Raw genomic sequence first — 12,029 nt, forward strand, 5'->3', positions numbered from 1 at the left:
GGCAATCGCGGTGCAACGGATTCCGTTGGGATGTTCGGGAAGAAAGGTGTCGCCATGAAACCGTAGGTCTCGCTCGATATCGAATTCAATCGAGTGTTTTCCCATCCAAGGCAGGACGTGATCGGATTGAATTTTAGCATAACGCGGGTCGATCGATTCCGGATCCACGGTGCGCGGATGTTCGCCGCACAGTCCCAAAATCGCCGCGCGGTCGGTGCGATGTCCTTTTCCGGTCAGTGCCAAAGATCCGTAGAGATCGATGGCAATTCGCACCACCGATTCTGCTCTGCCCGTTTGCTCCAACTGTTTGGCAAAACGCTGTGTGGCGATCATCGGGCCCACGGTGTGAGAACTGCTTGGGCCGATCCCGATTTTCAGTAAATCAAACAGACTGATCATGGTGATTGTTCTTTCATCACCGACGTAGCGTGTCGGTGAAAGCAAGTGAATGTCGTCTCGTTAGCCATAGGCAGTCAAAGCATTCAACAAATTCGACTAGCCGTTTGGACCATCGCTTTGAAGCATTTTGTAGCGAAACTCATCGCCGGCTTGTCGATCGAAACAAAATACAGATTGCATTGGTGAGCCGTTGGCCGTAAGGCCTCGGGTAATGCAACCGACCCGGCCGCTCGCGCGTCGCGACTCACTGAATTAATGAGTCAAAAGCGTTAAAACGGCGAAGATACCGAATGACTGACTTCTGTTTACCGCTTAGTTGACCGAGTGAACCGCAGTGGTGTAAGCGGACGGGGATCAAATGCCACCTACGGCAATTCCGCGGTTGTTACCGCTTTTATTCGCCCAACAGCCCATCGATTTTTCAAGCACTCGACACGTATCTATTCTAACATAGTGGGTTTGTTTTACTCCCAACTGCGAGGGCTATTACGTTGCACGTTGCATTGACGATCGCCGGTTCAGACCCATCGGGTGGAGCAGGCTTACAAGCGGATTTAAAAACGTTTCACGCCAATCGTGTTTACGGAACCAGTGTGGTGACGTTATTGACGGTTCAAAACACTCAAACGGTCGACGCAATCGAAATGATCGAGCCCGACTTTGTGCTTGCCCAATTGGATGCGGTGCTCGACGACATTCCGCCGACTGTGGCCAAGACCGGCGCCTTGGGTAACGCCGCGATGATCGAAGCCGTTGCCCAGCGGGCTGCATCGTTTGATTTTCCCTTGGTGGTGGATCCCGTCATGATCAGCAAGCATCGTGTGCCGCTATTGGATGACGCTGCCGTCGAGGTGCTCGGACGACTTCTGTTGCCGCATGCGTTTTTGGTCACACCCAATGCGATGGAAGCGGCTCGGTTGGCCAACATTCAGGTGGATGATTTGGAATCGATGAAAACAGCTGCCAAAACGATCCATGCGATGGGGGCGAAAAATGTACTGGTCAAAGGAGGGCAGATCGGCGATGAGTCAGTCGATTTGCTGTTTACCGACGGTCGTTTTCACCAAATCGGCGGCCAGCGAATTCCTACGGAAAACACGCATGGCAGCGGATGTGTCCTGTCGGCGGCAATTACCGCAAGCCTTGCTAGGAACAAGCCGTTGCTTGATGCGGTCGAGCACGCAAAGCAGTTTATTCTCCAAGCGATTCGTACGGCACCGAAGCTAGGCAAAGGATTGGGGCCGCTGAATCTGATGTTCTAAAAACTTCGTTGCTCCGGACAATTTTGTTGCTTCGTGCAATCCAATCCTCGATAATTCCAGTGGTTGCGGATGTTCAATGTTGGCCCAAGGTTTGCTCAATCGATAAGGTCGACTTCCGCATCTCCGAGGAATTTTATTTATGCAACGGAATCTCCAACACGAATTGATGGACGATCCTGATTTGCCGCGTGATCAACACGAATTGGCTTTGAAGGGATTGTCGCGTCTGAATCGCTTTACCGGTGTCGCCGGTTTGATGTACCGACATTTGCGACGACGCACCGCTACGATTGCGGATCGCCCGCTGCGAATTTTGGATGTCGCTAGCGGGGCCGGGGATGTTCCGATTTATTGGGCCCGACGTGCCCGTCGCGACGGCATTGCCATGGAAATTACGATGCTGGACGTCAGCCCCGTTGCCGTCCAGACGCAACAGCGACGCGCCGCCGAAGCGCAAGTGACCGTGCAGTCGGTTCAAGCGGATTGTCTGGCCCATCCACTTCCACGTGGTTTTGATGTCGTTACCAGTTCGCTATTCATGCACCACTTGAGCGACGAGCAGGTCGAAACGTTGTTGCGGGCGATGAAATTGGCAACCGACGGGGGCATTCTTATTTGTGACCTGCACCGTTCACGACTGAACCTTGCGATGGTTGCCTTTGCCGGGCGTGTTTTATCGCGATCACCTGTGGTTCACACCGATAGCGTGCTCAGCGTTCAAGGCGCGTACACGCATGCCGAGTTTCAAGCTTTGGCGCAAAGCGTTCTTGGGGGCGTGATTGAGATGCATCCCGCTTTTCCGTGTCGTTTCCTCGCGTCGTATGACAAGCCGGTGACGGCGCTGCCACCGGCACTCTCAAACGTGGCGATCGTGCCAACCGTTTCGGGTGTACCCGTATGAGCGATGGTAGGTCCGAGTCGTTGTCACGTTCGCCGGTGCTCATCATTGGCTGCGGCGTGGCCGGTGCAGCATGCGCCATTCGTTTGCGTTCGCTCGGTGTCGCAGTGGATTTGGTGGAAAAGTCTGTGTTTCCACGTGCGAAGGTGTGTGGATGCTGTATTGGCGAAGCCGGCTTGAAAGTGTTTTCGCAGCTAGGGATTCGTGCCGATGTATTGGATTCCGGGATGCCAACGCGACGGTGGTGTGCTTCCCTCGCCGGGCAGCGAATTGAGTTGTCGATTCCCGAGGGAGTGGCGATCTCGCGCGAGGTATTGGATCCGCTGATGATGAATGCCGCGGTTCGCTGTGGTGCCAATGTGTCAATGAATTGCACCGCAGTCGTCAAAGGCAGCACACGCGATGGCGTGTCGGTGCAATTGGATCAAAACGGCACGACGTCGTTACACGATTATTCATGCGTTGTCATCGCAGCGGGCCTTCGCTCGGGCAACTGTAGCGGTTTGTTGCCTTGGACCGAAGTCCCGCATGGGCCTTTCGGAATTTCGGTAATGGCATCGTCGGCGGACGTTGATCCCGGTGTCATCTATATGGCCTGTAACGAAGACGGTTATGTGGGGCTTGTGAAACTGGCCGATGGACGCGTCGATGTGGCGGCGGCGCTCCAGTCCGGGCAAGCCTCGGGGGCACATGGCGATCCGATTACACGAGTGCGGCGGATACTGTCGGCAAGCCAATTTGCATCGATCGAGCTATCGGAATTCGGTACTGTGATGACCACGCCGCCACTGCGGCGATCGCGACGTGCCGGGCATGGTCGCGTGTTGGCGATCGGGGACGCGGCGGGTTACGTCGAGCCGTTTACCGGCGAAGGGATGACGTGGGGGATGCAAGGGGGAATCGCGGCGGCAGAGTTGATCGCGTCGCCGTTTGGCGACTTGAACGATGTCGGCGACGTCTGGGACCGGAAACTTGCGGCGCTGCTGCGACGCCGCAAACGAACATGCCGCCTTGTCACCACCGCGCTACGGTCGCCAGCGGCGTGTCGTATCGCCGCAGGCACACTTCGCCTGTTTCCGAGTCTCGCCACCCCTCTGCTGCGAAGCATGAACAAGGCTTAGATTTTGCCACAATCTTACAAGAAGTCGCCGTAGCGAAACTCGCCAAGCGTTGGTTTCACTGCTTGCTGCAACCCATCGGACCCCATCGCGATTCCCACCAAATTTGGCGATCAAACAGCTGTGGTGTCTGAGAAAATCATTGCAAAAAGGACGCTTCTCGGCGAACACCACCACGGGGTTTGATGCTCTACCTAGAAAGCAGTGCGTTTCTAAGCAGTGATCACAGGAACGAGCGTTTTATGCTGGCACGCACCCAGATGTCTGCTAAATAGCGATGTTTTCATTAGGGTTCTACACGTTGACGCCCGTTCTGACTAAGTTGTGGGCCTGTGAATGCACTAACGAAAACCTGTTAATTGAAGGCTGCGAAGCGAATGACGTCGTACGATGTACTGGGTGTAGGGAACGCACTAGTTGATATCCAAGCACAAGTCGAAGATTCGATCTTGAGCGAATTGTCGATCGACAAGGGGATCATGACCCTTGTTGATGATCAACAACAAGCGAGCGTTTTGAGTCGGCTGAATGGACGGCCACTGAATCGTTGTGCAGGCGGATCGGCTGCCAACACGATTGTCGCACTCGCTGAATTTGGTGGGGCGGGAGCCTTTATCGCAAAGATTGGCGATGACGAAGTTGGCGAGTTCTTTATCAAGGACATGCGAGACTTGGGAGTCAAGATGGACGTCGAGCCGGCTAACGGTTCGCCCACCGGTACCTGCGCTGTTTTGATCACCGAGGATGCTCAGCGATCGATGATGACCAACCTGGGCGCTTCGGCCACGTTGCAGTCATCCGATATCGACGAGTCATTGATCAAGGCGGCGAAGTACGTTTACATCGAAGGTTACTTGTTGACCGGCGAAACCACCAAAGCAGCGGCCTACCGCGCGATGGACATTGCTAAACAGCACGGCGTGAAGGTCGCATTTACGGCATCGGATCCTTTCTTAGTCAATATGATCCGCGACGAAATCTGGGACTTGATCACCGGCCCGGTCGATTTGTTCTTCTGTAATGAAGAAGAAGCCAAGAGTTTGACCGGAGAATCAGATCCGATCGCATGTGCTGCGAAGATTCATGATCATGCCGAAAACGTGGCATTGACCCTCGGGCCCAAGGGATCGATTGTGATGCACGGTGGCGAAGCATTCCCGATCGAAGGCGTGGAAGTCAAAGCGATCGATACCACCGGTGCGGGCGACATGTACGCGGGCGCGTTGTTGTACGGTATCACCAACGGAATGACATGGCGACAAGCCGGCCACTTGGCATCGCAAGCTTCCGCACGCGTCGTGTCGCAAATGGGGGCTCGCTTGGAACGCAAGTTTACTCAGGAAGAAATTCAGTCGCTTAGCAAATTGGCCTAACGCGACCACGCCGCCGCGAAACATGGCCGCTACAATTTTCCGTAGCGAAACTCGCCAAGAGTTTCGGGGGGACTCGCTGTGGATCGAACGTCTCACGCAACTTCCACTACGCTGGAAATACACAAACGCAATGCTTTACAGCTTTGCGTTACGGGGCTAGCCATGGTCGGGCGGTGACGAAACCGTGGCTAGCGGGCTGTTGATTCAATCGAAATGCAAATCGCTTTGGTGAGCCGACGGCCGTAGGGCACCGGGTGATGCGTCGAACCCGGCCGCTGACGCGCGAGCGGCTCACTAAATCAAGAGGCCGCTAGCGCTAAAGTGGCTAACATCCTGGTACATGCTTGACGCCCGAGCAAGTCACGGCTCAGGAAATTATTCCTTCGCGTTTGCCGCGGCCAACGATTCGAGGTAATCCAACAGCGACGCTAGTTCGTGCGTTGTGTAGTCGTTCATCACTCCTTCGGGCATGACCGAGATCGGCGAGGTTTGACGCACTTCGATGTCGTCCTTGGCAATCGTTGTCTCTTTGCCTTGCTGGTCTCGTATCGTCACGCGGTCGCTTTGCTCGTTGGTCACAAACCCGGTCAAGACAACACCATCGAGGGTCAAAATCGAATTGGTGACAAACCCTTGAGCAATCGTTTTGCTCGGTTCTAAAATCGCGATTGCTAGATCGGGGCGTTTGTAGGTCTTGGCGATATTGCCAAGAAACGGCCCTTTTTGCACTTCATCTTCACTGATGGTATGGCAGGCCACACAGTTGGCTTTCGTGAAGATCTGCTGCCCCACCGCCAGATTTCCTTTCATGGCGACCGCTTGCGTGGCCGCTTCGCCGGTAGACAGCGAGCTGATCGTTGCCGAATGATCTTCAGCGACCTCGGCGATCTTCATTTGTTTGACGATGGCTTTCGCTGTGTCAGCGATCGTGACGTTTGCATCGGATCGAGCCGCCAAGATTTCTGCGTCGAGAAGATGATTCTCGATGGTTGCCGCCGCTTGCATCAGCCGAACGCGTCGGTTCGCATTTTGCCAAGCATCGTCGATCGTTTGTTTTGCCAGTTCGCGATTTTCGGGGCTCGCGTTCGATCGAGACGCCACGGCGATGAGTGCTGCTTCGGCCCAAAACGCGGTATTTGAATTTGTGGACGATTGTATGGTTACCATGCTTGATGTTTGCGTATCAAGATGTGGTGCATTGATCAATGCGTTGCGAGCACGCACGAGTTCTTTGGCACCTACTTTTGTCGCTTCGACTTGCTGCTGCAACGTGACAAGTGCAGCGATCATCGACGCAGACGCCTCGCGATCATCCACGGTGCTTAGCAGCTTCACAACGTCTGCCAATGTAGCGGCCGACAAGTCGCTGCGGTCTGCCGCCGTAACGAGCACGGGGACGGCGTCATGTGGCACCTCGTTCTTAGCAATCAATTGGGTGGTCAGTTGACCAATCAAACTTGGGTCCTGTTTGGCCAATTGGACCAACCGCAACAGCGAATCGTTCGATTCAATTCGGTTCCGAGTCATCGCCGAGATCAGCTTTGCCGCCGCGTTTCCCGAGGCGTCCCGGAGCGTTTGCTTCAACACCGCAGCGATCTTGTCCGTTTCGCTCCAAGACGCAGGCTGGTAATAAGGTCCTCGTGTGTCAGGCCGGGTGCCCCACGAATCGCCGTTCCACTTGCCCTCACGAAAATGCAGGCGACACAGAGCTTCTAGAATCGCTTGCTTGCGATCTGCTGCCGTCTCGACAGTAAGCCGTTGGATCAAACCGTCCACGACCGCAGGTTGATGGATCATCGCCAAGCTGCGGAGGACGCGGCGCGCGGGAACCGAATGATCGTCCAACGCGGCGAAGCACGCGTCGACGTCATGATGTTTTGCCAGGCTACGAATCGCCACGTGGACGATTACAGGATCATCGCTGCTGAGGGAAGCGATACAGCGCTGGATTGACGCGGGGTCGGTGGCGTCGGCTTGCAGCGACTCGGCGAGTTTTCGTTGGTCATTTCGTGTCGCAAGTCCACGTTGTAGCAGTTCGTGATGAGCCGCGTTTCCTCGTCGCATTAGTTCACGCTCGGCTTCCATCCGTCGTCGCGCACTCGGTGATTTCATGATGGCGATCAATGCTTCATCACTGGCGGTATCAAAGTTTGGCAGCTTCGTCGCCGTGAAATCTTTCGGCTTCACGCAGACAATGTATCCCACGTCGGGGCCATTCCAATTGAACGTGGCGCCTCGCCAGCTGGCACAGTAAACGCGACTGTTGCCATCGACGTCGGCATCGGTGGGACGAGTCATGCGGATAAACGGCTCGGGCGATTGCGTTTCTTCGTAGCTAGCTCCCTTGGCCGCGACGGTATGTCGGTACAGGGCTCCGGTGCCCCAATCGGCAGTGAATGGGGCATGGTTCCATTTGCCAAAACCGGGCTCGTCGATGTAAACCGCACCGCAGCCGGAACCGCCACCGTAATCGGCCAACGGTTGGACACATTCATCGGGAAAGTTTTTGTAGAGACGCGGGTAACCATGGTCGTCATTACCGGTGAAGTGATGCAAGCGAACGTCCCATCCGCCTCCGTCGTTCGTATTGTCGCGAGCGAACATTTCCATTTCGGGGCTGATCGCAACCTCCAGAATGTTACGGGTTCCGGTCGAGTAAACTTCGAGCCCGGTGCCATCGGGACGCACTCGGATCACGCCGCCACCACGATGGGTTAGCCGCCTGCCATCAGTCCCTTCGGCGTCGATAAAACCAAAGTCGCCGCCAGCAATGTAAAGCCATCCATCGACGCCGAGGCTGACGCCATTGGTTGTGTGGTCAGCTGGCCGTTTGCCATAATCAAATGCCAAGTTTTTGACGAGTATCTTTTGCTCGTCCGCTTCCCCGTCGCCATCGTGGTCAATGAACGCGCTGAGGTGCGGCGGGTGCATCAAGTACAAACGGTCGTGGTCCCACACCAAGCCCCGCGGCGCATCGACTTCGCAAAAGACTTTGGTTTCGTCGGCGCGTCCGTCATTGTCCAGATCACGCAATCGGATCACACGCCCGCGACGAGGGCTGCGGCCAAGCGATCCGTTGCCGTCGGAGCTGACGTACAAGGTGCCATCGACGTCGGCGGCAACAAACACCGGGTAGTTCACCGCCGGAGGCGCCGCAAACAGGGTCGCCTCGAAACCGTCGGCTACTTTCACGTCCGATAACAACGTTGCTTCTTGTTCCTCGCTCAGTTTTTCAATCGTCGGATAGACATTGCCCTGTTTCGCGTAGGGATCGGGGCTCAGCGCCACAAAATTTTTCTTGTTCGCGTCCGCTGGCCACAACGAGCCAACGCCCTGGCCGCTGAATTTAACCTCGCGGATACTGCACCATCCGGCATTGCTAGAGATCCCGGTAATGCGAACAAACTTTGACGGCGAATGTAAGGTTAGCTCCTGCGGAGTCGAAATCACGTCGGATGCATTCGCGTGATCTAGCAGCAGAGACCATGTTTTACCATCGGCCGAGCCTTCGACCTTGTATTGATACGGACGATCGGAGAACTCCCACGCGATCTCGATCTCGCTAAGTACGTGCGGCTCTTCCAGTTCGAGCTGCAACCACTGAGGATAGCTCGCTCCACTAGCACACCAACGCGTTTCTTTATTACCGTCCACCGCCATATAGGCATCATGAGAGGATTGAGTGGACGATGCTTTGGCTTTCACTAGGGTCGCATCATCGGGCATCTCGCCTAGATTGATCGAGATCGGAGCTTTAAACTTTTCTTTATCGAGGAAGGTGACTTTGTTTTTGCCCGCGAACGGTTGCAGGTACTCGGGAGACAAGTTTCCACACGCCCACAACAATCCTCGGGTGACTAAATCCAAATAACGCGGGTCTTGGACGGTTTCGGTGTTGTGACCAATCGTAGTGCTAAAGCTGCGTGCGCCTTGCGTTTCGTTGGTCCACGCGACGACTGCTTGATCGACCCGAGCGTTGTTACCATTGCCAACAATCTGTTTGCCGATAGCCAACGGATGAGCACCCAACAGTTTGACATTGTTGTAAAGTTCTTCTCGGACCGTGGTCCAATTGCCTAGCGTCTCGGTGATCGGATGCTTCGTGTCGACAAATTGGATTTCAATCGGTTCTTGCGGACCATGGCTGCTCGATTGCAAACCAAGGTGTTTAAACCACGCGTCGCCTCCGGTGCGAAAGCTGTGCATGGCGCAATGTAGATGCACCGCGGGAATGGTTTGATGCGTTTGCACGATGCGGTCAACAATCGCTTGATCCTTGATATTGGCTGCGCACTCATCGTGAATGATCACATCGTAACGTTTTGCCCAGTTTGGATTTTCGTAGATTGGCAATACCGGAGCGGTAGTGGAATTATCCGTCCAATAGACATCGACCTGGACATTGGCTCGCGACTGAATCCCCTCGCACAATGCCTGTTGTTGGTTGGCGTAGTCGTGACAACAGCCTCCTGCGATCAACAGGGCTCGAAGCGGCTTGCCAGATGTGGTGTCGGCTAAACTCGTCCCCGCAGTCACCGCGAAACAGAGTGACGCAGCGATCGCCGGTACCAAACGGAGTGGGTTCATGACGGGGGGTGGGGTAGGAGGGGCGGGTTGAGTGAGGTGGGGAACGGAGGATTCTACTGGACAATCGCGTCGTAGATCAGCCCTTTTAGTTTGAATTCGGTGAGCCACTGGTAAGGCATGATCTGTTCGATCGTAATCACGACCAAGTTGTCTTTGGGGGACACCCAGTAATGCGTGCTGGCAGCGCCGCCCCAGCCGTACTCGCCAACACGGCCATCGGGATCCCAGTCGCTCATCGATTCTCGCACCGAGAACCCAAATCCAAAGCCGACGCCGCCGCGAGCCTCCTTGCCAAATTTGATCCATCCGACGCTTTCAGGAACTTGGTTGGTCGTCATCAGTGCGACTGTTTCGGGGCTTAGCAGGCGAGTACCATTAAATTCCCCGCCTGCGGCGATCATCAGCAAGAAACGCATGTAGTCCTCGGCCGTAGAAACCAGACCGCCGCCACCCGATTCAAATTCAGGAGAGGTCAGATAAGGGCTTTCGCTGGCGGCGTCGCCGAGCGTCAACTTGCCTTTGCCATCGGTGTTGTAGTTTGCTGCAAAGCGATCGACCTTGTCCGCGGGAACAAAAAAGTCCGTGTCCTTCATCTCCAACGGATCAAAGATTCGTTTGTGAAGGAAGTCGCCAAGCGTTTCACCCGAAACGACTTCGATCACACGGCCGAGCACATCGATCGAGATCCCATATTGCCAATCCGTTCCTGGTTCAAACACCAGCGGCAGTTTGGCAAGTTTGGTTTGCATCGCTTCGAGCGAGTCATCACGCTGCAGCATGTCAAGTTCCTTGAACGCTTCGTCGTGAAGCGAATTTCCTGAACGACCATAGGTGTAGCCCGCGGTGTGACGCATCAGATCCGCAATGGTCATCGTCTGTTTGGCGGGATGGGTTTCGCCGTCTGCTGCAACCATCACGCTTTTTAGTTCAGGCAGGTACTTGGAAACAGGATCGTCAACATCCAGCTTTCCATCTTCGTACAGCATTAGTGCCGCCGCGGTGGTGATCGCTTTGCTCATCGAATAGATTCGCACGATCGTATCGGGCTTCATCGGCTTGTCGGCTTCGAGATCCATCTTGCCGTATGCTTTGTGCATGACGACTTTACCGTGGCGAGCGATCATCACGATTCCGCCGGGAATGCGATTCTGGTCAATCGATTCCTGCATCGCGGCGTCTACTTTGCGAAGCGCATCGGGCGACATCCCAACGTCTGCCGCGTCGGCGGAGGGCAACGGGGTCGTGGCCACCGATGGGGACTGCGCATGCAGCAAACCGTGGCCGAAAATCGAAAGAACAGTCACGTTAACGATCGCACGAATCATGTTGGGCATACCGGTTGAAGATAAAAACAGCACGGTCGACGCAATGTGTTGATGAAACACGCGAGCTTCGACGATGAGTTCGAGTGCATTAAGACGGCGTTGCCTCAAAAGCCGCGCCTTTTCGCAATGGACTGCGGTCTCGCCATGCCGTTCCGTCGGGGAAACGATACTGGTCGATAAACGTCGGTATAAATTCGAGTCCCCATCCGGCGGCCGACGGAGTGACATAGTGTCCGTCGCGAGTGCGAACCGGATGCTCGACCGCTTCCTGTAGAAAGTCGATGTATTCGACCAACTGAGTGTCGGAGGTACCCGAGACAGCGATTTGGTCCCAGACACTGTAGTGCTGGATCATATTGCACAGTGCGATCCCTCCGCCGTGAGGACAGACTGGGATGCCGAACTTTGCCGCCATCAAGATGATCGCCATCACGTCGTTCACTCCGGCAACGCGAGTCGCATCGATTTGGCAGTACTTGATTGCCTGGCTTTTTAGCAGTTGTTTGAAAATCACTGGCGACGCGGCATGTTCGCCACAAGCAAAACCAAAAGTTGCCTCGGCGAATGTTTCCGCGAGATCGACGTAACCCAGTACATCGTCGCGGGCGATCGGTTCTTCGACCCATTTCAAATCAAAATCGCGATATTGCTCTAAATGTTGTTTCGCCTCGGGAACACCCCAGTATTGGTTGGCGTCGACCATCAGATTGCACTCGGGGCCGACGGCATCGCGAAGAAACGCAATTCGTTTGACGTCGTGATCGAGGTCGCGACCGACCTTCAGTTTAAACGAATCAAATCCTTGTTCACGTAACTTTTCAATCGTAGCAACGATTTCGTCGTCACTTAGCCCCAACCATCCCGCGGTGCAGTAAGCCTTGGGCCCACGTTCTCGCAATTGCGTTTCTCGATCCGCTACGTTACAGCGTGCGTTTTGCAAAATGGCCACCGCCTCGTGTTCGGTCAATGCATCGCGAAGGTTGCGCCAATCGATGCACTGGACAACGAATTCAGGTTCCAGATCAACCAGCAATTTCCAGAGCGGTTTCTCTAGCGACTTGGCCCAC

8 protein-coding genes are annotated in these 12,029 nt (G+C 55.0%); 4 read left to right on the forward strand and 4 right to left on the reverse strand.

Features of this window, described 5'->3' with window-relative positions; genetic code table 11:
- Positions 1–399: serine dehydratase beta chain (locus RMSM_RS23115; RefSeq protein ID WP_008702130.1), on the reverse strand; the 399-nt coding region annotated here is incomplete at its 3' end.
- 491 nt (positions 400–890) lie between these two features.
- On the opposite strand from RMSM_RS23115, the gene thiD reads away from it, so the two are divergent.
- The 4 genes from thiD (at position 891) to RMSM_RS23135 (ending at position 5,050) form a co-directional block, all read left to right on the forward strand.
- Positions 891–1,661: a bifunctional hydroxymethylpyrimidine kinase/phosphomethylpyrimidine kinase gene (gene thiD, locus RMSM_RS23120; protein ID WP_008702133.1), complete on the forward strand. Its 771-nt coding sequence runs from the start codon at positions 891–893 to the stop codon at positions 1,659–1,661.
- A gap of 139 nt (positions 1,662–1,800) precedes the next feature.
- The gene (locus tag RMSM_RS23125; RefSeq protein WP_008702135.1) at positions 1,801–2,562 is read left to right on the forward strand and encodes a methyltransferase domain-containing protein; all 762 of its coding nucleotides are present in this window, start codon (positions 1,801–1,803) and stop codon (positions 2,560–2,562) included.
- On the forward strand, positions 2,559–3,680 hold the full coding sequence (locus RMSM_RS23130; RefSeq protein ID WP_040769122.1) for an NAD(P)/FAD-dependent oxidoreductase: 1,122 nt from the start codon (positions 2,559–2,561) through the stop codon (positions 3,678–3,680). Before RMSM_RS23125 ends, RMSM_RS23130 begins: the two co-directional genes overlap by 4 nt.
- A gap of 374 nt (positions 3,681–4,054) precedes the next feature.
- Entirely contained in the window at positions 4,055–5,050 is a 996-nt protein-coding gene (locus RMSM_RS23135; protein WP_040769123.1) for an adenosine kinase, read from the forward strand.
- 375 nt (positions 5,051–5,425) lie between these two features.
- On the opposite strand, the gene RMSM_RS23140 is transcribed toward RMSM_RS23135, so the two are convergent.
- The 3 genes from RMSM_RS23140 to RMSM_RS23150 form a co-directional block, all read right to left on the reverse strand.
- Positions 5,426–9,637, reverse strand: a complete 4,212-nt coding sequence (locus tag RMSM_RS23140; protein ID WP_008702142.1) for a DUF7133 domain-containing protein — start codon at positions 9,635–9,637, stop codon at positions 5,426–5,428.
- 53 nt (positions 9,638–9,690) lie between these two features.
- Positions 9,691–10,995 carry a serine hydrolase domain-containing protein gene (locus RMSM_RS23145; RefSeq protein WP_236622275.1) on the reverse strand — a complete coding sequence of 435 codons (1,305 nt, stop codon included), beginning with the start codon at positions 10,993–10,995 and terminating at the stop codon, positions 9,691–9,693.
- A gap of 55 nt (positions 10,996–11,050) precedes the next feature.
- Positions 11,051–12,029, reverse strand: a 979-nt coding sequence (locus RMSM_RS23150; protein ID WP_081614289.1) for an enolase C-terminal domain-like protein, incomplete at its 5' end; no start/stop codon positions are given.

This window comes from Rhodopirellula maiorica SM1 (assembly GCF_000346295.1).
Taxonomy (GTDB): Bacteria; Planctomycetota; Planctomycetia; order Pirellulales; family Pirellulaceae; genus Novipirellula; species Novipirellula maiorica.

What these genes read in the sequence shown, in the direction of transcription:
- RMSM_RS23125 (WP_008702135.1), top strand. Translation starts at nt 1,801, where the DNA reads ATGCAACGGAATCTCCAACACGAATTGATGGACGATCCTGATTTGCCG.
- RMSM_RS23135 (WP_040769123.1), top strand. Translation starts at nt 4,055, where the DNA reads ATGACGTCGTACGATGTACTGGGTGTAGGGAACGCACTAGTTGATATC.
- RMSM_RS23140 (WP_008702142.1), bottom strand. Translation starts at nt 9,637, where the DNA reads ATGAACCCACTCCGTTTGGTACCGGCGATCGCTGCGTCACTCTGTTTC.
- RMSM_RS23130 (WP_040769122.1), top strand. Translation starts at nt 2,559, where the DNA reads ATGAGCGATGGTAGGTCCGAGTCGTTGTCACGTTCGCCGGTGCTCATC.